We start from the raw sequence: 22,551 nt of genomic DNA, 5'->3' as shown, positions 1-22,551 counted from the left end.
TGGAATTTTAAATATAATAAAAGAGCCTTTCAGCTCCTAACTTTTCCAGGAATATATTTTTTATTTTTTTCACATAATATTACTGTGGATTATTTTCATACATAATAAAGTAGGTTGTTTTCTGCTACTACCAACATTAACAACTTATTTTCTGATAATTTATCTCAATCAGAATAAGGATAGGAATAATAACTCTAAAATAATAAGAAGAAAACTTAACCGTATTTAAAAATAATAATCTTAAAATCAATTCACTATTATGACTATCCTTATTTTTTTACGAACAATAATAATCAATTGTGAATTATTTTAGTGTAATATTGATACATATCCTGTTGACGTCATTTAATTCACCTCTAAAATAAACTCCACCATTTTCGGTTATTTCCACAAAGCCAATCTTAGAACTATTATCACTTTGGTTTCTAACATAGCAAGGGGATATTATAGTCTTTTGTGGTCTAAAGTTTTCAGGCAATACGCAAATTAACTCATCTACTCCCCCTTTTATGTACCCCCTAACAACAATTTCATCATCTAAACTTTTTAAAACATATAATTGTACATATTCTGATGTAGATTCATCTGAAAAATTTTTCCATGAATTTTGAAACTCTGTTATATAATATGGGGATTTTTTGACACTTGTAAACTTAGATAAGAGTATATGAGTGTTATAATCTATAAATTCTAAACCATAATATCCCATTAACTTTGTTGCTGAAGTTTTAAAAGTCACGCTATGCCACCCCTTTTTAGGTATAAGAATAAATTTATCTTCGTTTGTTAATCTATTACTGAATATAGATGTTGTTGACTCTATCATTATTTTATTATTCGGGATAGATCTCTTATCCTTTTCAACCAAATCACTATTTGAATACAATGACTGTTCTACTTCATAATCCAATATTACATCAACTGAACAATTATCATTTATAAATATGCTAGGATATAAAACTAAATCATCTTCATTTGTATAAAAAGGTATTGTTATACTGGAGTTTTCAAAAAAGATACAAGATCCTTTAGTAGTATCTATTTGACTAGGTGTTGGATATTGGTCATTTTCAAAATACCTAGCATTACCAGTTAGATAAATATTATCTTGATTAGGATAAGTACCAATCTTACTTCCACTTGTTACAATATTTTTTTCAAATCTACTTAATAAACTTCCGCAAATTCTACTTGCATGTACTGAATATCCTTTAGTGTTGTAATGAACTTCATCACTAAATATATCACCACTATAATTCAACATTGTTTCATCACCACGAATAAACGGACAATTATATTTTTTTGCCAATCTTTCTAAAGCATTGTCAAAAGTAAAAATATCTACATCATTTGTTTGATTCCTAGGTGGACTTATTATTACAACCGCACTACCTCTAAGGATTTCCCTAGCAATCAATTTCTCATAATGCTCTATAAATTGTTTTACATCTCCTTTATAATTAACCCAACTTGCTCTACTATCGTTTGTTCCATATTGGAAAAAGCTTAAATTTGCACCACTTGGTATAGTCCATCTATTATAAGCACCTTCAACAAAATCTCCACAATAACCTCTTGTAATTACATTTACTTTTCCATTTCCCAAAGCAGTATTTAAATATTTTTGTAATGCTTCTGGGTAAGTAACACCAGCTCTTGTTTTGTCACTTCCATTACTACTACCATTAGGTAATACAGTTGTGTCAGCCACTCTTTTATCTGCACTTACTTGGTCTAATCCGTAGGTTAAACTATCACCTTGACAACAAATAGTTTGTGTAATCCCTTTTTTAATATTTTTAAAGAAATCGGCTAATAATTTAATTTGTTGTTGTTGCAAATATTCTAAAGAAAATATTTGCAAAGGCTTTATGTTATTGCCAACCGTACCGTCACTTATATACATTCCATTCTTAATATTATCCAATTGCGAACCTAACTCTTGTATATTTTCTTCAAGTTCAGGTACCTTTTTTGCTTTTTCTTTATAATTATCATATTCAGAAAGTGAAGCCAATCCATTTAAAAGAGCATTAAATTCATTTGTAGAAACGATAGAATTTTCACTGTTTATACTTTTATCAACCTGTAATTCAAATATACTTGATGTTATTTTTTTATCATTTTCAATTATCATCAACTCTATTTTTACAATTCCTGCTACAGCTAAAACTTGATTTGTAAGTTCGAGAGTGCAATGTCCTGTATTTTTATTATTAATTATTAAATCATTGAAAACTTCAGTACTATCCGGTTTCAACATATAAGCCCTAACACTTCTATTTTCTAAATTAAAGGGCATAGATCCATCTAATAACTGAAAAAGCAAGAATCTACTTTTTGTATCTCCTTGCTTTGCTTTTATTTTTTCATATAGATTTTTATTTATATCTAATTTAATTACTTTAGTTATCATTATTACACCTCGCAATTAACTCTAAAATCTTTAACTGCTTTATCATAAGCTTCTTTATTTTTCAAATATATTTCTTCATTGAAAACTTGAGGTGAAGGATAACTATATAACTCATTATTCTCTTTAATTGCGTATGCAATTAATATTAAAACCTCACCACCATTAATAATATCGGTTTCTGTTATTGTTAATTTCTTTTCTGTTCTAGTATCATTTTTTATATTCATTTTCCATCACCTTCTTATTTATTTATTTTTAAATTAATGCTACAAGCAGTTATATTACTATAATCACTTCCGTGCGTTGTAATACTATTTATTGTGCCATTTTTAATACCATCTACAATAGATTTTGATAGAGTAAAAGTATTAGTTTGTCCCCAGGATAAAGTTCCGACATAAGTCTTATTGTAATATGACGGTGTACCACTTGCACCATTACAACTAGAACCACCTACGTAAATCTTCACTCCGCTACTAGAACCACCTGAATTTGCTCTGGTTAATGTAATTGTAGCTCCATCTAGAACAGTTCCTCCATTTAAAAAGCTTCTTATAGCTGATAAATCAAAGAATAGGTGTCCTGCTTTATCACCATAACTACCATAAACACCACTTTTACATTCTCCTACTTTCCAATTACTCCATAAATATTGATAAGTAGCCATAGATGTTATCGAAAAGTCTTTATAAGTATTTATAGTTGGTGGTATAACTGGAGCATAAACTGTACTCGCAGTTTCAACTATTGTACTAATTTCTTTTATAGTTCCACTAACTTCCTCCAATATACCTTGTTGCCTTATACTGTTACTATCATTTTCCCCTATAGTTACTAAAGTACCTTCAAATGCCCTTACTGCTTTAGTATTACTACCTCTACAACTACCGGATAACCATACTTGACCACCTCTAACACCCAAAGCAGAATAAGCTTTACAAAAATCTATATTATCCATTTTTCCATGTGAATCTTGGACATGAATTCCATATGCAGACGTGTCTGTTAATAACGATGATAATTCAAACTTTGAACAATTTATTACTTCAATTCCATTTGTAGCTTGTATCATAAACCCATCTTTGCTTTGATAACTCGTTCTACCACCGTAAACTGATACCCAATTTGATATATTTCTTAATACTACACCATAATCATTTTCAGTTTTAAGAATAAATTTATTATTAAATCTTATATCAACTTTCCCATTACCACTTAATCCTGTTAAATAAAAAAGATCATTAACTACTCCTTCTGTAACTACATAAATAAATAAATCTTTATTTATTATAGGCATAGACTGCACATACTCTCGTAATTGATTAAAATCTGTGAATGGATAGTCTATTGAACCATTTCGTATAATATTATTTGAATTATGGTCTACATATAAATTAGAATCCCCTATATACACATTTTCAATATTTTTAGCAAATACTTTATCCGCTTTTAATTCAGTCCATGATTCTTTGCTTGCTAATGATGCAATAATTTCATTATTTTCATCTAGAATATAAAATCCTTCATTGTCAATTCTTGTTCTTGTGTTACCTTCACTGTGAGTTACTTCTAAATAATCATCATCTATAGATAATGCTAAATTACCATTAGCACTCATTATAATACCTGTTTTTATAAGAGCAGCATTTAATTCGCCTGTTGTTATACAACTAGCATTGATTTTTCCGTCTATTGTAATTGCTAAAGTGTAAGGGCCATTGTAACCACTTTGACTAAAAGCTACATTTTGTTATATTCCAAGCTCTTTATCCTGGACTTCTCCGCTTTTCAACGGAGTATCGGACTATCTCTTCATCTTCAACTTTACTTGCTAAGATGTTCGGCACTCGTGGGCGAGATTATTGTTTTGCTACTCACTCGCCTAGTCTCTAAACCTTCTAGTTACTTTTATGCACTTCACTAGCTTGGATTGGGATTGCCTTATTTTTTATAAAATCATTATATTGTTCTAAAGTATTATCTCCATAACCATATTTCTTATGAAATTCTGTATGACATTTATTACAAAGAGTTATTCCGTTATTTATATCAGTTCTTTGTTCTTTGTGTGTATTATAAGAATTTAAATGATGTGCAACTAATATTTTACCTTTATCATAACCGCAACATTGACATATAAAGTTATCTCTTCTAAAAACACCCAATACAAAACTTCTATAACCTTCATCATATCTATTATGTTCTCTATCCTCTTCTGTAAGTTCATCTTTCCAATGAGGACTATTTTCACCTCTAATAGAATATAACTTCTTACCATAAACAGGATTGTTAGGTCCTTTTAAAAATTCACTATTAAACTTTCTAAAACATTCTCTATTGCAAAATTGATTTTTATGCTTTTCTAGTTTGTATTTATATACTTTTATTTCTTTTCCACAATGAGAACATTTAGTTGTAATTAAAGCATTTTTCCAGTTATGAGAATTTTCTCCGTTCATATATTCACTCATATATTTATTAGCACATGATTTTGAACAAAAACTATTTTCATTTCTTTCTGCATGACTTCTTTTACGTTCTATTAATTTTCCGCAATAGTTACAAATAACTTCTTTTCTATTTTTATGACCTTCACCCGCACATTGTAAAGAACAATATAAACTATCTTTTTTATGAGTTTTATATTCTTTACCACATATAGAACAAGTCATTTTATACTTTTTATTGTTTTCGGTTATACATTTTTTACACACACCTGTATATCCATCTTTGGAACTTACCTTTTTATAAAATTCATTAATCTCTTTGATTTCATTACATTTAGAACATTGTTTAACGTATGACATAATGCAACCCCCCTTTTGTTAATTCCGTTATATCATACTTTTAATGATTTTTAAATATAAAAAACTTAGGTTTCCCCAAATTCACCGAATTTATTTTTCTAATTATTTCTAATTAGCTGACCTAGTTTGTTAAGCCATTTTTATTCATCCTAATAACATTAATAGCACTTTCTACATTAGGAGAATCCATTATTAATATTTCATTTTTTCTAGCAACTACATATGAACCTTTAATACCTGCTTCAATTAATTCAGTAGCTTCTTTCATACTCTTATCAAGAATATCTTGCCATGTATTGCCTCCAAGTTGTTCTATAACTTTATCAACAGTAGATTGTATTTTACCTATACTAGAGAATACATTTGTTTTAACATCTCCTAAATCAAAATCCTCATAGCAATCTTTAATATTATTGTATTTATTTGCAGTCATTTTAAGTTTTACATTAAACCCGTATTCTTCTAAATTAGCAGTAACAATATCGCCTTGAAATATTCTTTCGTTTAGTTCAATTCCTTTATATTGATCAGTTTTAGTTAAATCAATTATGCTTACTCTTAAGTTGCAAGTAGGTTTATCTATGTTAGAATTATTATATAAATCATCACAAGCTTTTCTAATAGCTTCATATACTTCTTCTAAAGTCTCATATCCTTCTTCATCATAGTTGTTTTCAGAATACTTATACTTTATATCATCGAATTTAAATTCTTTTATACGAGGCTCTGGATAGTTGTTAACCAAAGGAGAATAATAAATACCTTCTGGCAAAGTTAATCCATCATAAGTTATAGGATTTATACCAGTAACTACAGATGATATATCAATACTACCTTCCATATCAGTAAGGTTTTTACCTATTAAGACTTCAACACCTCTATCTTGGCCTACGCTAGTATTCATAGATATATTGAAGTTATCTAATACTAAATAACCACCCCATCTATTAATAAAGCAATTATCATCACTACCAACTAATGAGGTAATACCATTCTTTCTTACCATTCTAGCACTAGCAACCGTATCAATATTGGATGTTAAATTATATTTACTATTAAATACTGTACCACCTTGTATTTGTTTAATTGCAGCTCTACCACTTTTTTCAACTATATTAATATCTTGAATAAAATTATTTTCAAAATCAAAGGCTATATGTTGTCCAGTAGTAGTTATATATTTCTTATTTTTCTTATTCAATTTTAAAATTCTAAATAATTGCAGTCCTTTTTCAGTAGGTAATTGTAAAATCATTCCTTCTTTAATAGATTCAGATTTATCATAATCTTTTTTGAATTTAGATTCACTTACCCACTTTCCATTTTCACCCCAACTTGTATAAGAACTTATAACAATATCATCTAAAACTTCTACTCCATCATGAGAAAAAATAGTTTCATCTGCTTGAAATAATGTAATCATACTATCCACCTATAGTTCGGAGTTATAACTATCTTAGTTATATTTCCATCCCAATTTATATTATTTTCTCCTACTTTTAGAACAGGAAAATTACCTATCTTTTTAGAATTTTGATTTTCTAAATCTTTATAGCTTCTTAGCTTAGTACTATCTATAGTTATATAACCCTCTACGCCTTTTAATATGACTTGTTGTTCATTTATTAGTAAGTTTATATCACCATCACCAAAAACAGTTATAATAGGCTCGGATTCTTTGCTAGCATAATTATAAATAGAAGTATCTTTTTGAGTTATTATTACCTCTTCATTATCAATGCTATATCCAAAAGGTTGACATCTAAAATTAATAGGAAACTCATACCAATCGCCATATTCATTATTTTTAAATATTTCATCTATTGGAATTTCACTTACTATTTGCATATTGTAAAATCTATCGGGGAAATTAGAAAAAATCACTTTCCCGTCTTGTAGAAAAGTGATTAATTCATCTGGGTTTTCACCATTATAATAAACTTTACAGGTTTTTGTTGTAGGTTCATAAGTTTCATCACTTACAGTTAATGTTCCATCTCTACCTAAAACAGTAACTTCTTCAACTCTTTTCTTAGGAATAGTTATAGAAGGTAATTCCTTAACAACTACTCCATGATCTAAACTACATTCATTGTTTATAATAAAAAAATCTTCCATAGTTACCTCCTATATTCTCCTTACTTCTGTATACTCGCTTATTTCTTCAATAATTTCCCTTACATCTGTAACTCCATTAACTTCTACACCACCATAATTGTTGTTAATAACATTATTTAACTCTTTACTATCAATTGCTTTTTTAACTTCATCAAGTTTAACTATCATAGTTCTTAATAAATCACTTGAACTTTCATTAGATAATTGTTTTGATTGCATTCCTTTAAGTATTTCTTGTGTTTGTCTAGCATTATAAACAGTTTCTCCACCTTCCATATTAACTAATTGCCTACCTGTTGCAAGAGTGGCTATCCCACTACGAGATACTATCAACTCTGGACCATACTCCGCTACAGTAGCTAACCCTGTCATAGCATTATCTGTTCCTGTTGCATACATGGTTGATCCATTATAATAAGGCTTACCAGAAGAAGTATATTGAACACCAACTATTACCTGTTTGTATGATTGAATGTTATCAATATTTCTTTGAACTGCTGATGCGGTTCCATTATCAGTTACTATTATATTTGCTTTTTTACCATCAGTACTTTTCACTTCTTCTCTTGTATTCTTTAATTTTCTAATAACTTCATCTGTATTATCTCCAATATTAATAGGATTGCCATTAACATCTAATATAGCCTCTACAACATTTCCATTTGCATCAACTACTTCATCAAGCTTGCCTATTATTTCTCCACTTGCATTAGAAATGTTACCTTGAGCATCAATATAAGCATCTCCCATAATTAAGCAATTCGATAATACTCCTGCCGCAGTTTCACTCCATGCAGCTACTTCATCTCTTAATACTGCTTCATCCTCTTTTGACATAGCTGCAACATTTTGAGTATTTAAGTCATATACCCCTTTTAATTGTCCTGTAGTTGCATCTATACTCACATAAACATCTTTCCAAGTTCCTGTAGCAGTATCATAAACCCTTTTATAACCACTTTCTGTTACTTCAGCAATACCTTCATAATGATTTCTCATTTGTTCATATTCTTGATAATTAGCTAAATCTCTTCTTGCAATTTGTTCACCAGTATACCTGTTAAATATATTTGCTAATTCCTCATTGTTTTGAATTGAATAATCAACGTTTGCATCATATTTTTCTTGATTTACCCTCAACTCTTCTGCTTTAGCTGCTTCTAATCTATTAATAGTATCATCAACCTGTCTCTTTTCTTCTTCAGTTAAAATATCATAGTTTTGTTTAGCAAGATTTATCAAAGTATCATAGTTTGTTTGGGTTGCTAATTGCTGTTCTTGATATTGCTCATATCTTTGTTGTAGTAATTTAGTAGCATTTTCTGCATCCATAGTCGAAACTCTATTTTGGAATTCTTGTGTAGCATATTCAATTTCATATTGATTACTAGCTTGACATTCTAACTCTAACTGTTTAATTTGCTCATAATAATTTCTAATAGCAGCTTCTTCTTCGGGAGTTAAGTTTCTCCCCTCTGCTCTAGCATTATTAATAATATTATTTATTTCGTTTTGTAAATTTTGTGCTTCTTCTTTTTCTTTGCTCCCTCTATTATTCCAATATTCAATTAAGGATTGTTCAGATTCATCAATAACACCGTCCATACTGAAAGCTTCTCTAATTCCATTTCGAACTTCTGAATATTTACTATCAATAGCTTCTATACAACCATCTAAAGCGCTATTAACTCTTTCTGATAAGGTATTAGCTTCTTCTTCAGTTATAACTCCATCAAAATTAATTTCATTTAATGACATATTAAAGTCTTGAATGTCTAATGTCATTTCCTTTACTGAATCTTGAAATTCTTGACTTATATTTTCATTAAAATCTTTATAAACTAAGCCCATTTCTATTAATTCATCTTTGGAATAAGTGGTCATTCCTGTTAAGTCGGCCATCATTCTTTCCATAAAGGACATTTCTTCTCTTGATACTGCAATAGATTGGTTAGCTGCATCTGTTGCTTCATGCCACGCATAGAATCCTGTTCCTACTGCTGCTAATGGCAAAGCTACTGCTCCAAGAGAAGCAACTAATCCACCTCCAGCTAAAGATGTAACAGTACTAACTAAACTTATTGTTTTTCCTATACCTGTTACAAGCTTTCCCCCAACCATCATTAATGGTCCAATAGCTGCAACTGTAGCTCCTATACCTGTTATAGTTTTTTGTGTTGCTGGTGGTAAGTTATTAAAAGCGCTAACCATATCAGTTATCTTATTTACACCTGTAGTCAATGCAGGTATTAAATTTTCTCCTATAGCGATTCCAGCACCTTCTAAAGCAGACTTTAATTGTGTTACTTTTCCTTTAAGATTATTTTGCATTGTGTCTGCCATCTTTTTAGCAACACCATTGCTTTTATCTATTGCACCAGTTAATTTATTAAAATCTGTTTCTGCAGCATTAACTATAGCTAATAATCCAGACATACCTATTTTACCTGCAATAGCTTCTGCATTACTTGCTTTCTGTGCATCAGTCATATCAGCAAATGCTGCTCTTAAATCAACTACAACATCATTAAGATTTCTCATAGAACCATCACTGTTTTCTACTTCAATTCTCCATTTATCAGTACTCTTAGTTGCTAATTCAACTCCACCTTGTAATCCTAAAAGTATTTGCCTTAACGAAGTACCTGCTTGGCTAGCTTTAATACCCGAATTAGCCATTAAACCTAATGCAACTGCAGTATCTTCTACACTATACCCCATCGCTCCAGCAACCGGCGCAACATATTTAAATGACTCTCCAAGCATTGCAACATTTGTATTTGCATTACTACTAGCAGCTGCTAATACATCTGCAAATCTAGCACTTTGGTCTGCACTTAATCCAAATGCAGTCATGGCATCAGTACAAATATCACTTACTAATGCTAAATTTTCTCCTGAAGCTGCTGCAAGGTTCATTATTCCATCAATACCATTAAGCATATCAGTAGTTTTCCAACCGGCCATTGCCATATAACTAAAAGCTTCACTTGCTTCTGTAGCACTAAATTTAGTGTTAGCGCCTAACTCCTTAGCTTTTGCACTTAATTGCTCCATATCACCTGCAGTAGCACCAGAAATAGCTTGTACTTTTGACATTCCCTCTTCAAAGTTAGCTGCTACAGTTAATGATGCTGCTCCTGCTGTTACAAGTGGAACTGTTAATCCAGTTGTTAGTGTTGAACCAACACCAGTAACAATTCCTCCTAAAGCTTGTACTCTAGTACCAGCCTCTTGAGTGTTATCAGTAAATGTAGATAACTGTTGCTTCGCTGTCAATAATCCTGCACTATATTTGCTATAATCAAGTTCTAAATAAGCTACTGCACTTCCTGCATCTACACTCATAATCACCCTCCTTTCTATAAATTTGGGCATAAAAAAAGAACCACCTAAATTTAAGTGATTCTTTCATTTTTACTCTATATCATATTTTTTTCTAAACTCATTTTCCAAACCAATAGATTTATAATAACCTTCATTTGTTTTATCATTCTTAATTCTTGCTTCACAATACTCTATCAAAGGCTTATTAATCTCTATTAATTCATTTTTAATTTCTGATGAAATATTTTTATCATTTTCTATGATTATATTTAAACTTTCTAAAGCATGTATTCCATCATCATAGCTACTTTTATTAATTTCACCAGTTTCATTCTCGCTAAATGATGTTTTCACTATATAATTTCCTATCCCGCTTTTAATAGTTAAGTAATTTAACGCTATCTCATTCTCATTTATTAAATTTACTTCTTCTTGTTTTTCCTGGCTGTTACACCCTAATAATAAAAATATAGATAATATTAAACTTATAATTGTTATTCTTTTTTTCATGTTATCCCCCTATAATACATAATAATTAATCTTATTATATACTACATTGGTATAATTTTACTACTTATATTTTTCTAAATTAGCTTTCATTTCATTAATAAGAGATGAATTATTATTTGCTTTTTCAACTTTCACCTCATCCTTATCGCTCCAGTTAGGTTCTTTTAACCAACTATCTTCTAAATGGACTTTGTCAGCTTTCTTTACCTCTCTCTTAGTTTTCATAGATAAAATATATTCACAAGCTTCATCAAAAATAAAAGCGAGATACGAATCATTTATATTCATTATCTCACTAGGCCTTTGATTGTACCTTTGGCTTATTCTTAGTATTCTTAATATTTTCTTGCTTTGCACGAAAGGATGTAAGTGCTTTAATACCTATTTGAGTATAATTATATATCTCAAGTAATTGAGCATCTGTTAACTCTAATCCTATTTTCTCTAAATCATCATAAGTAGGCTCTACCATAGCAGTTTTAGCCATTATAGTAAGCAACTCTTTTTGTTCTTTCATATTAATTACATCTTTGGTAGTCTTAGCACCATTAAATAATATATAAGCTGCATTTAGTAATGGATTAGGTATGTCTCCATTTGCAACTAAACCTAACATACTAGGTCTTTTTAATTTACATACAAATGGTTCCTCTCCCCATCCTATTAACTCTACTTCTTGTCCTTCTGCTATTTTTTTTAAATCCTCTATACTTGTAACTGCCATACTTTATTCCTCCTATTAAACCGGTAATTCTTCTAAAAACTCTAAATTATAAGGGGCTATACCTTTTTTAACTCTACTTGAGATTGTATAAGCAGGTGCCATAAATTCACCATCTTTAAACGTAAATGATACTGGCTTTCCTTTACACCCTTTAAATGCAAAACATTGATATCCTAATGTTTCACCATCTCCATCTTTTTCCTCTGTATAAATTTTTGTAGTAAACTTAACTCTATTAACTACAGATCCTACAGCTGGTGGATTATATCCTGTTACCTTTAATGATTCTGCTTCACCAGTTGTTACAAGTTTTCCTCCATCTACAATAGCTAATACTTCTGGCACCATAACTACCTGAGTTAAATTTATATCTGAGCCATACTGTATATCCTCAGTTCTATTTGTAGCTAATATAGAATTTTTTACTCTAAGTATAGTTTCGCTCCCTTCACTTACTACTGGTGAATATGTAGCTTCTGATGCAGTATCAAACCTATAAGTTTTTGGTGAATCCTCTTCTGTTACAATCTCAACTCTAACAATATTGACTATAGGTTTTTCTGTTAACTTTTCTATTGCCATTCTTTTCACTCTCCTAATTTAATCTAATATATTTTTCATACATAATTGAAAAAGTTAATGCTTTCTTATCATTATCTGTTACTATTCCTGTTTCATTGCCTGCATATCTAATTGATTTAAATTCTTTTAATAAATCAACTATTTGTTTTCTGAAATCTTTAATTTTTGTAAATCTATTTTCAGGAATAAAAAAAAGGATATCTATATATCCCTTTCCTACTCTACCATTTGAACTATTTACTCCATCATCTTTTAAAACAACATAAGGCTTTTTACACTCTCCTTGGTGCTGTCCTACAAAGTAAACATCTATTTTGTTATCTTGTAGATATTCAAATAATTTAACTATCATCTAATCACCTTAACCCATCCACTTAAAACTTGCCCTGACCACTTTTGAATAGTTGGCCATAAGATTGCATTACGCTTTTCGTGGCATAATTCTAAGTATTTAAAATGAGGTGTATTTCCCCTTAACCTAATTTCCATAGACTTTCCTTTACTAATAACTTCAGTATCCATAGTTTGTCTACTGTTACCGGTTCTATCAGTCCAAGGAGCATTTGCTTTTGCATCATTAATCATTTTCATACCAGCAGTTTCAGCATATATGCGTGTTCCTTGTTGAACTTTTAATTCCATTTCTGCTAAGCCTTTAAATAATCCAGTAGCATCTAATCTAATTCCCATAATCATACCACCTTTAAATCTAAATCCAATGGCAATTCCATTAATGGATATATTTCATCATTATCTATAATAGTATCTTGATTCTTTATAAGATGATGTTTATTTAATTGGATTAAACAATAAACTTCTAAATTCTCACCTGGATCAATAATTTTATAACATTTGTTATCTATGAAAATAAAATCAGTTGTTCTAATGTTCTTAGAAATATCATTAAAATCTACTAAATAATTTTTATCAGCTTGTTCTATATTAATTCCAGCATTATCTATTGTTATACCTAAATTTTTTGTAGTACTTTTAGAATAAAATACACCTTCAAGCTTTCCAACTATGCAATACCCTGCCTTTTCATTATAATTATTTAATACTTCCCTAACTACATACCCTGCGCTTGGCATCTGTTTTATAGCTTGTTTTACTTTTTCTCTGAGATATTCCTTACTTAATGCCATATCAACACCTCTTTAGCCTATTAATATATCCACTACTAGATGTAGTTAAATTATTTTTATTAGCTAATTCAATTGATTTTTTAGAATATCTTTCAGCTAAGTTAATCCAAAATTCAGCCCCAGCACTTTCTATAGTTATAGGACCTACAGTAACCTTATTGTCTCCATCAGCTTTTAAATAGCATAATGTTGAAGCAGTAGTATAAACATCATTATCATTTTCATCTAAGAATAGTTGTAATTCTTCATCACTAAAGAATGGATATTTGTTCTCTAATAAAAGAATTTTTAATTTATTTATCATATTACCCTCCTAACTAATAAGAGGGCCTAAACCCTCTATTATTAATATACTTTTGCAAAGAAGCACTCATCAGCTTTTTCGAAACTTGGCATACCTAATTGAGATACTTTAGTTTCAACATTTACTGGATCTTCTTTAGCCATAGTAGTAATAGCTACTCCAGTATTAACTATTTGTGTATCTAACTTACCACTTCCAAATACTGCATCTGCTTCCTCTGGAGTTGTTCCATAAACAGTCTTTCCTAATGTACCTTTTGGAATTAATGTAACTTTATTATCTTCATAATAAGAAACAGTTTCTCCAGCTTCATTTACAAATGTTCCATTTACAACTGCAACTGTAAGTCCAAATTTTTGTTGTAAATAATTTTTAATGTCATTTTCAGTTACAATATAATTAGTATTCATACCTTTAATATCATTAACTATAGCTGTATTCTGGCATACATATCCAAAGCAAGTATCAGTTAATACTAATACTGTTGGTTTCGCATACCCTTCATTAGTAAATACTTTTTGCCATTTAATAATATCTCCTACTATATCAGCAGTAGCAGCATTCCATTTCTTTGATGTAGTTCCAATAGTTTCTTTATGATTACTTGGAACATTGTAATCTACAATTACATCTCCGGCATCAGAAGATATGCTAATAGTCCCGTTTTGAATTAATTGAGCTCTCATTCTTCTCATTTGAACTTCTGCTCCATCAACTAATACCTTATAATTTTCATAAATAGTTGATAAAATTTGATCTACTATATTTTGATTATTAGCTTGTAATGCTAACATCAGCTTCTGTCTTTCCTTTTCATTTACAAGAATAGACTCTTTCATGAAAGGCATATCTCTCTTTTCAATGTCTACTGCTGCTTTCAATACTCTTGGTCTAACATTAACATCAAAACTAGACATACTTAATGCTACTGGTTTTTGTTTAGCCCCTTTAGCTAATTCTATCTCCATTCCATATTGCTTGTCCGCAGGGAACAACTGCTTATCTAGCGTACTTTCTTGTGGTAAATTTTTAATATATAATGCTATTTCTTTAGCACTTATAAAGTCAAAAATATTCATATTCAATTCCTCCTAAACAAATAATATTTGTGGTAACTTAGCTTTAACATCAGCTGAATAATCAACTCCACCACTTAATTCTTTTGCTACTTTTTCAACTATAGTACCATGAGTTAATACAGGAATAACTATATTGTTACCAGCTTCATTGGATACATTAACTTCATAAAGCACCATTCCTAATACAGGTTCTGTTATTGCTTCTGCTGCCGAACCATTAGCTAATACAGTTCCATCTGCATTAATAACAGTTCCTGCTTTAATAACTCCGCTTGATGCTATTGATTTAGCTACTTTTTTGTTTATAGCTGTGTAATGAGTGTTAGCAAGTATATTTTTTTGCTCACCCATCACTGTTGTTTTTGAATAATTCATTTTATCAACCTCACTTTTTAATATTTAATTTCTACAGTTTGGCTTTTTGCTTCTGCAAGCTTTTCCCCTATAGATTTTTCTTTCTGATTTCCACCTGAACTTTTACCCCCAGTTGAAAAGTCTGGTACTCCTCCTGGTATTTTTTCAAATAAGAAGTCATTCTCTTCTTTAATGACTTTTAGCTGCTCCTCGATACCTTCTAACTTTCCCTCTTTAAGAGTAAGTTTCTCATTATCTAGTAATGCCTTTACTAGCTTTTCATTTTTTACTTTAGCTGCTTTTAAAGCACTTTCTAAAGCAGTATTGAAGTCTTTTTCAGTTGCAGCCTTTTTAAGATTTTCAACTTCCTTAGATAATGTTTCTTTTTCATTTTCTAGATCTTTAAAACCTTCTATCTTAGTAACTGCATCATCTAATTCACCTTCAAGCTTTTCAATCTTTTCCTTATTTTTCTTTAACCTTATATCAGCATTTTCTTCTGAGGTAGTATAAATCTTTTCAGCTTTCATGGTTGTTAAAACTTGTTTAATAGCTTTATCATCTAATCCAGCTTCTTTTAAAATTTCTTTTAAATCCATTTAATAAATTCCTCCTTATCTACGCTTTTTACAAGTGTTGCTCTTGTTAATTTAGAGTTACTAACCATTCTTTAACGCCTACTGAATAGTAATTAAAGGCAATAAAAAAACACCTTAGCATTACTAAAGTGGGGTCTAGTATAACCTTGTTATATAAAACAAAAATAAAAAGCCTTAGTTTACTAAGACTTACTCAACAACTTCATATGTCATTTCAAAAATATCAGGCTTACAAGGATATATTTCTCCCTTTACACCTTTTATAACATAATCTCCACCATTACATTTATGAGTCCCCTCTAAAGTTTCTATAAGACAATATGCTTCATCTATGGAGTATCTTTTATGATCGCAATTACACAATGTAACAGTATTATCACTTACTTTATCTATAAACCAATCTGGCATATTATCCACATAAAATTTAAATGCTTCAATCTCTACTGGTTTCTTTCTGTACTTAGCCATTACTTATTTCTCCCTCAATTCTATATTTTCTATTTCTGCTCTTTCTTCTAAATATTTAGCATACATTTCCATTGATTTTAATTGACCATTTAATAAATCATAACTACAAGATGGCTTAAATGTTAAAGTCCCCGCTTTATATTTCTTAAGCATATTACTTAATCCAGTCATTCTTATTTTTAATTGTAAATACTCTGCTTTAAATCTCTCTTTATAGTCTACACTCACCATCATTTCAATAGTATCTTTTAATTCCATACTTTCACCCACCTTAATTTTAGATATGATAAAAGACTTTAATTACATTGTGATTTAGGTTTATCACACCATTTGCATCTGTAACCAAAGCCTTTTTCATATATAATTTCATGTTTATGATTCTTAGTATTAAATATCTGTTTCAATTTTTCTATAAAACTCATTGATTATCTCCCATATAAAGCCTTATATCTAGCATTTAAAGAGTTATTTCTTTCTAATAGTTCCTTATGTTCTTTCTCGTATTCTTCTACTGTTAACTCTTTTCTAAGGAACTCACCTTTTAGATTCTTAAACCTTTTATTGTTCTTCTTAATTTCTTTGTCAACATAGCTTATTACATACTTTTTATTACACTTAGGACAACAAAAATACGTTCTTTCTACTGTATTAAATAATTTCTCTGTTTTAATATTTTTCTTCTTTATAGCAAATTCCTTTTTACAATCATTACATATAACTTTCATAATTAACCTACCTTTAACCATTCATCTAAATAACTAATATCTTTACCATTAATCCATTCCCCAAGCTCTCTACCTATTTCATCTAAAGACTTAGGTATAACTATTGTTTGGATACATAAGCAATTTGGATGTGGAACTGGAACTTTATCTGGTGGGAAATTACCTTGACCTAAATTATAATAATCACTATTAGCATAATCATCACATTCATCTTCGCCAAACCTATCAACTTGCCTAGTTCCATGTTCTGCTGATAACTCCCAATGCATAGCCTCTGCATAAGGATTATTTTTAGCATTAGATACATTTTGAACATAAAACATATGATTCATAGCTGTTCTTAAAAGTCTTTGTGCATTATAATCAACCTTTCTGTTATAAAGTTTAGTATAAGTTTTCTTGAAGTCAGGATCAGTATTAGACTTAAGAAACTTCTCTAAATCTTTTATAATGTCTAAATAGCTTTTCTGTTCTGCCATTCCTTTAGTTAAAATATATTGAATATCTTTACCATTTTGATTTCCATAGCCCCATATACGGTCAGATAAACTTCTATTATCCTTATAGAATCCACCTTGTATAATTTGTCCTATTAACTTTTCATTTGTCGTATAAGCAAATTCTAGCATTGATTTATCTATGTCTAGAGTATATTTATTATTTATATAACTTAAAAAATCACCTTGAACACTAGCTGCAATCTCTGCACTTGTTCTTATAGAACTATCAGATACTTTAGCAAGTTCATTATTTAGTTCTAAAATCTTATATTTAATATATCTCTCATAATCTTTAGTCCAAGCCCTAGTAAATCCTCTTGATGTACTAGCCTTTTTAAGTAAATCATCGGCTGTACTTTCGTATATCTTAATGATTTTATTTAAAGTTTTAGCAGTTAATTTATTTTTTTCATTAACTGCATCTTTAAGCAAACTATTATATAAAGCATTTGAATTATTCATTATTCTTCATCCTGATCTCTAGTTTTATCATCATCTTCATTTAGAACATTTACTCCAATTTCTGTATTTTTATCTGTATTAACATTAAATTCGCCCATAGATGAACCTTCTAATAATGATTTTTCAGCTAATATATCATTAAATTCTTTTTCTGCATCTTCAGCGCTAGAGAATTCAGTTATATAAGATTTTCTAGTTCTTACATCAGCTAATACTTCATTAATTGCTGTAGCTTTTCTTTCCTCTTCATCTGCTGGAATAGGATAATTATGTTTGAATATTAAACTAAAATCTAAGTCTTTCCACTTAGGATTAAATCCAGGTAACTTAGCTTCTTCTGCTATAGCAATTATATATCTTATAACTTCTTCTAAGACCGGCCCCCAGTCATTCCATTTCTCCTCACAACGTGCAATAAGGTCATTATAAAGATATCTCATAGCTTTAGCACTCGGTATATTATTCATATCATCTAAACTAGGCATATCAAGGATATTATTCATATCCTTTTCTATTCTATCTAAATACATTTCTACACTAGATATATTAGATAACGAAAACTCTTGTCTCTGAATATTACCTTGCTTTCCTTTTTCTAAAGCCTCATCACTAGTTCTCGCTACATGTAATGCTCCAGGAGATACATTGAATTTATTGACATCATCAGGATGTAAATCTACACCGCTTTCTATACCAAATAGCCCAAATTTAATAGCATCAGCTACATCGCTAGTTGTTCTATTATATCTATCTTGACTTGGTTTTAAATCATGTAGATCAGTTTCTCCAAACTCTTCTCCAAGTTCTCCACCATTTTTAATAAGCCATGCTGGTATTTTATTCTCTTCAAACCCAATTTCTTGAGAGTCTTCTTTAATTGGTTTTGATAAATTATCTCCCTTATATGTTTCTATAACATACGTTGCTTTAGCTGGTGTATTTTCTTCAATAACTTTATATGTGAATTTATGAATATAATAAGTTTTCTTATTTTCATCATCTTCATATAAATAATTATTTAAATCCTCTTGAAAGAATCTAGCTTCTGTTAATACTCCATCAATTTCTTTATAAGAAAAATTTTCTACATCTTCATATCTAAGATTAATATTACCTGGAACATCTCTATTACCAACCTTAACTGATGCTCTTAGCATAACCCTTTTCTTAATTGTAGACATTAAAAAAGCCTGTCTAGTTTTCTTCCAGAACAGGTTTTTTCTAAGTATATTATCTATAAATCTTCTTAGTTCTTCTGCTAATTCTTTTTGATTAGTATCAAAAGGTACTATTGTTATATCAGGTTCTTTACTAAACATCCATCTAGCTTGTTTCTTTAAAAGAGGTTTTACTTTATTTCTAATATCTTGAGTTGGCTCATAATCTAAATTATCTTGACTTTCCCAGTTTTGACCTAACTTAGGCTTGTCATGAATGGCTTTTTTCTTATCTTCGCAAGCTCCTTTATAGTAATAATAATCAACTCTTACTTTTTTTCGTTCTTCTTTTTCTTCACTGCTAAGTTGCAATAATGTTTCTCTTACTGTATCCATTAGAAAACTCTTCCTCCTTTCTTATATGAATTGTAATTATTTTTCTTAACACCTTTACCTTTGCTATAAATCTCATTATCATAAGCATTACTCTTACCTTTTAAGACTATAGTATTTACAAAATATCTAACTGCATCCATAGCATGGTCATTTTCCTTAACTGGTTTATCTTCACCTCTATTTGCAGCCTTTTCATCCCATGAATACGAAAAAAACTCTCTAAACGTATTAATACAACAATCATTAAAGAATATTAATAGTTCATTGAGAGCTCTACCAACTTTTCTTATTCCATCTTCAACTTCATTCTTAGCATGTCTTACAGTATATTTCCCCTTATCTCTTATAAGAGCAATAAAAGAGGCTGCTGAAGGGTCAATTATTATTGCCTTAGGAATTATATCTCCTAAGAATTTTTCTAGATCATCATAGTATTGGTTATCGGTTTTTTGTTTTACTTCTTCTCTACCAGAATAGTAATATTCTTTAACTGCATACCATTTCCCATTACATTTGCCCCAAAGTATAAATACAGTAGCATTTTGAGTACCGTAGTCACAACTAACATAGTATTCTGAATAGTTTCTATCTTTGGTCAAAACTTTATGAATAGTTTCATCAAACATATCATATATAATTCCCTCGGCCATAACCCAAAGTCCTAATATATATCTTTTAAAGAATACTCCAGAATACATTTTTCTATATCTTTCCTTAACTCTTTCTGATAATGATAAGTTATCGTCCATAGTAAAATGTAGATATAATATATTCTTTTCTTCTTTCTTATCCATCCAATTTACTTTAAACCAGTGATAAGGTCCATCGGGATTACAGTTAAACCAGTATTTAGAACCATCAACTGAACAACGTCCTGTTGCTTGGTTAACAAAACTTTCAGGCATTAATGCAACTTCATCAAAGAAACATCCTGCTAATGTTATACCTTGAATTAAGTCTTGTGATCTTTCATCTTTACCGCCAAATATATAAAAATAATTAGACGTATTTCCTTTAGTAACTATAATTAAGTTATCTGCTCTTAAATCTTCAACTTTATATCCCCTTGATTTAAGCATAAGCTTTAACCAAAATAATACGTTACGCCTAAATGAACCAATGGTTTTACCACACATTCCAAAGTTCTGATATTTAAATGTCTCCATGGCCCATATAACATATGATAATGACATAGAAACAGTTTTACCACTTCTGATACTTCCATCAGCAATAATTCCATCTTTATCTTTCATAGGTGAGTTAGGCATCCACCATGTTAATACTTTTAATTGCTTAGTAGAAAATGGACTAAATTTAAAGACAGCCTTTTTAATTTTATTAACTATCTTCTTCATCTGCCCACACCTCTTCAACTTTATTTCCTAGTGCTGCTATAAATCCATCATCTTCAACTTCTTCCTCTTCTTCATATGCTCCTGATTTAATCTTAACTAATTCTAATTTTTGTTTTTCTATTTCTAACTTTTCTGATGTTAATTGGTCTAATTGTCCATAATGCTTATCTAACCATTCTAAAGCTTTCATCTTGTCATGAAGTTTGATTTTTACACCGTCTTTACCTTCTGATACTTCACTTACAATAGTTGTATCAACTTCAATGCTTTCATTTAGATTTACAACATTATACTTTCTCACTTTTTGTTCACCAGTTTCAGGATCAATAACTGGTTTAAAACTACCATCATCACTCATATTCCAAACTTTCTCTTCTTCTTGCCCAAATCTTAAGTAATCCCCAATATCCGCAAATGCTATTTTCATGTACATCTCAAACAGTCTTTTATTTAGAAGTTTAGAACTTACTTCCTGCTCATTTAAACATTCTTCTGTAAGTCTATCTATTTCTTTTTTTATCTTAGGCTTTCTTAGACTCTTACTTCCTTCAACCATAGCTGTAGCATAACTACAATCATAAGCTTTCTTATATGCCTTAGTAGCATTAAAGTCCTCAATGTAATAAATACAAAAGAGCCTCTGCCTTTCAGTTAATTCAGTATTTTCTAATACCTCTTTAACCTCTTCTGCAATAAGCTCTTCCTTGCTACTTTTCTTATTAACTTTTTTCTTTTTCGAACGTTCGCTTTTAACTTCCTTCTTATCCGAACGTTCACTATCCCAGTTGTAAGTCTTTTTCCACCTTCTTACTGTTCCATCTGGAATATCTAACTCTTTAGCTATATCAACCAACTTATAACCTTTTTGGTATAATGCATATGCTTTATTTAGTTTTTCATTTGGAGCTCTAGCCATTACATATACACCACCTAACCTTAATAATTATACATTCATAAGGTAATATCCATTATGAGTAGTTTTAACCACCTTACCTAACTTTCTTAATCTCTTAGCTCCATTCTTGGTTATCTTTTTCATATCTATGTACCTCACTTTATCTTATTTGCTTTAAAGCACCTTTTTCTCTTTTATAAACTGCATGTCCCATGCACTCCCTTGCATCATCTGTGCTCGCTACTACCTTTACACTTTTACTGCTACAATGAGAACACACTAAGAATCCATTGAAATCTACTTCTCTATATAATACAAATGTTGTCTTTCTACACTTCTTACACTTTAATATTAAATACTCTTTCTCCATGTTCTCACCAACTTTCATATAAAATAAAAAAGCACCTACCGTCTAAGGGTAAATGCTTTTTACTCAATGTTATAAAGGGTAAACGAGAAATATTTGGAATAATCATACCAGAAATATGGTTTTATTATATACTTAATATATTTAATATTCTATACCTTTTCTCTGCCATATTTGTGCCATATTTTTGAATTGTGCACTAAAAAATACCGCATATTCTTTTTTGAATAATACGGTATTTCTTCATATTTCATATATAAT

The 22,551-nt window shown here is 29.9% G+C and carries 27 protein-coding genes; all 27 read right to left on the bottom strand.

The features are described 5' to 3' along the window. Nucleotides 1-304: 304 nt before the first annotated feature. Nucleotides 305-2,416, bottom strand: a complete 2,112-nt coding sequence (locus ABUA17_RS05220; protein WP_349818112.1) for an SGNH/GDSL hydrolase family protein — start codon at nucleotides 2,414-2,416, stop codon at nucleotides 305-307. Between the two features lie 2 nt (nucleotides 2,417-2,418). Next, the gene (locus ABUA17_RS05215) at nucleotides 2,419-2,643 is read right to left on the bottom strand and encodes a hypothetical protein (protein ID WP_195952298.1); all 225 of its coding nucleotides are present in this window, start codon (nucleotides 2,641-2,643) and stop codon (nucleotides 2,419-2,421) included. A 14-nt stretch (nucleotides 2,644-2,657) separates the two neighbouring features. Next, nucleotides 2,658-4,034 carry a hypothetical protein gene (locus ABUA17_RS05210; protein WP_195951709.1) on the bottom strand — a complete coding sequence of 459 codons (1,377 nt, stop codon included), beginning with the start codon at nucleotides 4,032-4,034 and terminating at the stop codon, nucleotides 2,658-2,660. A 280-nt stretch (nucleotides 4,035-4,314) separates the two neighbouring features. After that, nucleotides 4,315-5,223 (bottom strand): HNH endonuclease, encoded by a 909-nt coding sequence (locus ABUA17_RS05205; RefSeq protein WP_195951708.1) that lies wholly within the window; start codon nucleotides 5,221-5,223, stop codon nucleotides 4,315-4,317. Between the two features lie 121 nt (nucleotides 5,224-5,344). Further along, complete coding sequence (locus ABUA17_RS05200; protein ID WP_195951707.1) at nucleotides 5,345-6,646, bottom strand: phage tail spike protein; 1,302 nt, start codon at nucleotides 6,644-6,646, stop codon at nucleotides 5,345-5,347. After that, a complete protein-coding gene (locus tag ABUA17_RS05195) occupies nucleotides 6,643-7,341 on the bottom strand; it encodes a phage tail protein (protein WP_323731172.1) in 699 nt (232 codons plus the stop codon). The genes ABUA17_RS05200 and ABUA17_RS05195 overlap by 4 nt, the downstream gene beginning before the upstream one ends. 9 nt (nucleotides 7,342-7,350) lie before the next feature. Next, nucleotides 7,351-10,689 (bottom strand): phage tail tape measure protein, encoded by a 3,339-nt coding sequence (locus ABUA17_RS05190; RefSeq protein ID WP_349818113.1) that lies wholly within the window; start codon nucleotides 10,687-10,689, stop codon nucleotides 7,351-7,353. Between the two features lie 69 nt (nucleotides 10,690-10,758). After that, the gene (locus tag ABUA17_RS05185) at nucleotides 10,759-11,178 is read right to left on the bottom strand and encodes a hypothetical protein (RefSeq protein ID WP_195951704.1); all 420 of its coding nucleotides are present in this window, start codon (nucleotides 11,176-11,178) and stop codon (nucleotides 10,759-10,761) included. Between the two features lie 60 nt (nucleotides 11,179-11,238). Then, a complete protein-coding gene (locus tag ABUA17_RS05180) occupies nucleotides 11,239-11,403 on the bottom strand; it encodes a hypothetical protein (RefSeq protein WP_349824093.1) in 165 nt (54 codons plus the stop codon). A 70-nt stretch (nucleotides 11,404-11,473) separates the two neighbouring features. Then, on the bottom strand, nucleotides 11,474-11,902 hold the full coding sequence (locus tag ABUA17_RS05175) for an esterase (RefSeq protein ID WP_195951702.1): 429 nt from the start codon (nucleotides 11,900-11,902) through the stop codon (nucleotides 11,474-11,476). A 15-nt stretch (nucleotides 11,903-11,917) separates the two neighbouring features. Continuing rightward, nucleotides 11,918-12,484 carry a hypothetical protein gene (locus ABUA17_RS05170; RefSeq protein WP_195951701.1) on the bottom strand — a complete coding sequence of 189 codons (567 nt, stop codon included), beginning with the start codon at nucleotides 12,482-12,484 and terminating at the stop codon, nucleotides 11,918-11,920. 13 nt (nucleotides 12,485-12,497) lie between these two features. Next, on the bottom strand, nucleotides 12,498-12,836 hold the full coding sequence (locus ABUA17_RS05165) for a hypothetical protein (protein WP_195951700.1): 339 nt from the start codon (nucleotides 12,834-12,836) through the stop codon (nucleotides 12,498-12,500). Further along, a complete protein-coding gene (locus ABUA17_RS05160) occupies nucleotides 12,833-13,174 on the bottom strand; it encodes a hypothetical protein (protein WP_195951699.1) in 342 nt (113 codons plus the stop codon). Before ABUA17_RS05160 ends, ABUA17_RS05165 begins: the two co-directional genes overlap by 4 nt. Before the next feature lie 2 nt (nucleotides 13,175-13,176). Next, a complete protein-coding gene (locus tag ABUA17_RS05155) occupies nucleotides 13,177-13,629 on the bottom strand; it encodes a hypothetical protein (RefSeq protein WP_195951698.1) in 453 nt (150 codons plus the stop codon). A 1-nt stretch (nucleotide 13,630) separates the two neighbouring features. Then, nucleotides 13,631-13,933 (bottom strand): hypothetical protein, encoded by a 303-nt coding sequence (locus ABUA17_RS05150; RefSeq protein WP_195951697.1) that lies wholly within the window; start codon nucleotides 13,931-13,933, stop codon nucleotides 13,631-13,633. 41 nt (nucleotides 13,934-13,974) lie between these two features. Beyond that, on the bottom strand, nucleotides 13,975-15,012 hold the full coding sequence (locus tag ABUA17_RS05145) for a major capsid protein (protein WP_195951696.1): 1,038 nt from the start codon (nucleotides 15,010-15,012) through the stop codon (nucleotides 13,975-13,977). Between the two features lie 12 nt (nucleotides 15,013-15,024). Then, complete coding sequence (locus ABUA17_RS05140) at nucleotides 15,025-15,387, bottom strand: hypothetical protein (protein WP_195951695.1); 363 nt, start codon at nucleotides 15,385-15,387, stop codon at nucleotides 15,025-15,027. A gap of 17 nt (nucleotides 15,388-15,404) precedes the next feature. Beyond that, complete coding sequence (locus ABUA17_RS05135) at nucleotides 15,405-15,965, bottom strand: phage scaffolding protein (protein ID WP_195952304.1); 561 nt, start codon at nucleotides 15,963-15,965, stop codon at nucleotides 15,405-15,407. A 189-nt stretch (nucleotides 15,966-16,154) separates the two neighbouring features. Further along, nucleotides 16,155-16,433 carry a hypothetical protein gene (locus tag ABUA17_RS05130; RefSeq protein WP_195951693.1) on the bottom strand — a complete coding sequence of 93 codons (279 nt, stop codon included), beginning with the start codon at nucleotides 16,431-16,433 and terminating at the stop codon, nucleotides 16,155-16,157. Nucleotides 16,434-16,436: 3 nt separating this feature from the next. Further along, the gene (locus ABUA17_RS05125) at nucleotides 16,437-16,691 is read right to left on the bottom strand and encodes a crAss001_48 related protein (protein WP_195951692.1); all 255 of its coding nucleotides are present in this window, start codon (nucleotides 16,689-16,691) and stop codon (nucleotides 16,437-16,439) included. Between the two features lie 38 nt (nucleotides 16,692-16,729). Continuing rightward, a complete protein-coding gene (locus ABUA17_RS05120; RefSeq protein ID WP_279325355.1) occupies nucleotides 16,730-16,855 on the bottom strand; it encodes a hypothetical protein in 126 nt (41 codons plus the stop codon). A 3-nt stretch (nucleotides 16,856-16,858) separates the two neighbouring features. Continuing rightward, the gene (locus tag ABUA17_RS05115) at nucleotides 16,859-17,158 is read right to left on the bottom strand and encodes a hypothetical protein (RefSeq protein ID WP_195951691.1); all 300 of its coding nucleotides are present in this window, start codon (nucleotides 17,156-17,158) and stop codon (nucleotides 16,859-16,861) included. A gap of 2 nt (nucleotides 17,159-17,160) precedes the next feature. Next, nucleotides 17,161-18,120 (bottom strand): hypothetical protein, encoded by a 960-nt coding sequence (locus tag ABUA17_RS05110; RefSeq protein WP_195951690.1) that lies wholly within the window; start codon nucleotides 18,118-18,120, stop codon nucleotides 17,161-17,163. After that, a complete protein-coding gene (locus ABUA17_RS05105; RefSeq protein ID WP_195951689.1) occupies nucleotides 18,120-19,673 on the bottom strand; it encodes a phage portal protein in 1,554 nt (517 codons plus the stop codon). Before ABUA17_RS05105 ends, ABUA17_RS05110 begins: the two co-directional genes overlap by 1 nt. After that, the gene (locus ABUA17_RS05100; RefSeq protein WP_195952306.1) at nucleotides 19,673-21,028 is read right to left on the bottom strand and encodes a PBSX family phage terminase large subunit; all 1,356 of its coding nucleotides are present in this window, start codon (nucleotides 21,026-21,028) and stop codon (nucleotides 19,673-19,675) included. The genes ABUA17_RS05105 and ABUA17_RS05100 overlap by 1 nt, the downstream gene beginning before the upstream one ends. Continuing rightward, nucleotides 21,012-21,944: a terminase small subunit gene (locus ABUA17_RS05095; RefSeq protein WP_349818114.1), complete on the bottom strand. Its 933-nt coding sequence runs from the start codon at nucleotides 21,942-21,944 to the stop codon at nucleotides 21,012-21,014. Before ABUA17_RS05095 ends, ABUA17_RS05100 begins: the two co-directional genes overlap by 17 nt. Nucleotides 21,945-22,083: 139 nt before the next feature. Beyond that, nucleotides 22,084-22,311 carry a hypothetical protein gene (locus tag ABUA17_RS05090; protein ID WP_349818115.1) on the bottom strand — a complete coding sequence of 76 codons (228 nt, stop codon included), beginning with the start codon at nucleotides 22,309-22,311 and terminating at the stop codon, nucleotides 22,084-22,086. Nucleotides 22,312-22,551 lie beyond the last annotated feature (240 nt).

Origin of the sequence: Clostridium sp. RTP31139st1_H3_RTP31139_211217 (assembly GCF_040227035.1) — a bacterium.
GTDB classification, from domain to species: domain Bacteria; phylum Bacillota; class Clostridia; order Clostridiales; family Clostridiaceae; genus Clostridium; species Clostridium saudiense.
The sequence above is the reverse complement of the archived record's forward strand: the minus strand, read 5'-3'. Positions and strand labels throughout refer to the sequence as shown.

What these genes read in the sequence shown, in the direction of transcription:
- ABUA17_RS05220 (WP_349818112.1), bottom strand. Translation starts at nt 2,416, where the DNA reads ATGATAACTAAAGTAATTAAATTAGATATAAATAAAAATCTATATGAA.
- ABUA17_RS05215 (WP_195952298.1), bottom strand. Translation starts at nt 2,643, where the DNA reads ATGAATATAAAAAATGATACTAGAACAGAAAAGAAATTAACAATAACA.
- ABUA17_RS05210 (WP_195951709.1), bottom strand. Translation starts at nt 4,034, where the DNA reads ATGAGTGCTAATGGTAATTTAGCATTATCTATAGATGATGATTATTTA.
- ABUA17_RS05205 (WP_195951708.1), bottom strand. Translation starts at nt 5,223, where the DNA reads ATGTCATACGTTAAACAATGTTCTAAATGTAATGAAATCAAAGAGATT.
- ABUA17_RS05200 (WP_195951707.1), bottom strand. Translation starts at nt 6,646, where the DNA reads ATGATTACATTATTTCAAGCAGATGAAACTATTTTTTCTCATGATGGA.
- ABUA17_RS05195 (WP_323731172.1), bottom strand. Translation starts at nt 7,341, where the DNA reads ATGGAAGATTTTTTTATTATAAACAATGAATGTAGTTTAGATCATGGA.
- ABUA17_RS05190 (WP_349818113.1), bottom strand. Translation starts at nt 10,689, where the DNA reads ATGAGTGTAGATGCAGGAAGTGCAGTAGCTTATTTAGAACTTGATTAT.
- ABUA17_RS05185 (WP_195951704.1), bottom strand. Translation starts at nt 11,178, where the DNA reads ATGAAAAAAAGAATAACAATTATAAGTTTAATATTATCTATATTTTTA.
- ABUA17_RS05180 (WP_349824093.1), bottom strand. Translation starts at nt 11,403, where the DNA reads ATGAAAACTAAGAGAGAGGTAAAGAAAGCTGACAAAGTCCATTTAGAA.
- ABUA17_RS05175 (WP_195951702.1), bottom strand. Translation starts at nt 11,902, where the DNA reads ATGGCAGTTACAAGTATAGAGGATTTAAAAAAAATAGCAGAAGGACAA.
- ABUA17_RS05170 (WP_195951701.1), bottom strand. Translation starts at nt 12,484, where the DNA reads ATGGCAATAGAAAAGTTAACAGAAAAACCTATAGTCAATATTGTTAGA.
- ABUA17_RS05165 (WP_195951700.1), bottom strand. Translation starts at nt 12,836, where the DNA reads ATGATAGTTAAATTATTTGAATATCTACAAGATAACAAAATAGATGTT.
- ABUA17_RS05160 (WP_195951699.1), bottom strand. Translation starts at nt 13,174, where the DNA reads ATGGGAATTAGATTAGATGCTACTGGATTATTTAAAGGCTTAGCAGAA.
- ABUA17_RS05155 (WP_195951698.1), bottom strand. Translation starts at nt 13,629, where the DNA reads ATGGCATTAAGTAAGGAATATCTCAGAGAAAAAGTAAAACAAGCTATA.
- ABUA17_RS05150 (WP_195951697.1), bottom strand. Translation starts at nt 13,933, where the DNA reads ATGATAAATAAATTAAAAATTCTTTTATTAGAGAACAAATATCCATTC.
- ABUA17_RS05145 (WP_195951696.1), bottom strand. Translation starts at nt 15,012, where the DNA reads ATGAATATTTTTGACTTTATAAGTGCTAAAGAAATAGCATTATATATT.
- ABUA17_RS05140 (WP_195951695.1), bottom strand. Translation starts at nt 15,387, where the DNA reads ATGAATTATTCAAAAACAACAGTGATGGGTGAGCAAAAAAATATACTT.
- ABUA17_RS05135 (WP_195952304.1), bottom strand. Translation starts at nt 15,965, where the DNA reads ATGGATTTAAAAGAAATTTTAAAAGAAGCTGGATTAGATGATAAAGCT.
- ABUA17_RS05130 (WP_195951693.1), bottom strand. Translation starts at nt 16,433, where the DNA reads ATGGCTAAGTACAGAAAGAAACCAGTAGAGATTGAAGCATTTAAATTT.
- ABUA17_RS05125 (WP_195951692.1), bottom strand. Translation starts at nt 16,691, where the DNA reads ATGGAATTAAAAGATACTATTGAAATGATGGTGAGTGTAGACTATAAA.
- ABUA17_RS05120 (WP_279325355.1), bottom strand. Translation starts at nt 16,855, where the DNA reads ATGAGTTTTATAGAAAAATTGAAACAGATATTTAATACTAAGAATCAT.
- ABUA17_RS05115 (WP_195951691.1), bottom strand. Translation starts at nt 17,158, where the DNA reads ATGAAAGTTATATGTAATGATTGTAAAAAGGAATTTGCTATAAAGAAG.
- ABUA17_RS05110 (WP_195951690.1), bottom strand. Translation starts at nt 18,120, where the DNA reads ATGAATAATTCAAATGCTTTATATAATAGTTTGCTTAAAGATGCAGTT.
- ABUA17_RS05105 (WP_195951689.1), bottom strand. Translation starts at nt 19,673, where the DNA reads ATGGATACAGTAAGAGAAACATTATTGCAACTTAGCAGTGAAGAAAAA.
- ABUA17_RS05100 (WP_195952306.1), bottom strand. Translation starts at nt 21,028, where the DNA reads ATGAAGAAGATAGTTAATAAAATTAAAAAGGCTGTCTTTAAATTTAGT.
- ABUA17_RS05095 (WP_349818114.1), bottom strand. Translation starts at nt 21,944, where the DNA reads ATGGCTAGAGCTCCAAATGAAAAACTAAATAAAGCATATGCATTATAC.
- ABUA17_RS05090 (WP_349818115.1), bottom strand. Translation starts at nt 22,311, where the DNA reads ATGAAAGTTGGTGAGAACATGGAGAAAGAGTATTTAATATTAAAGTGT.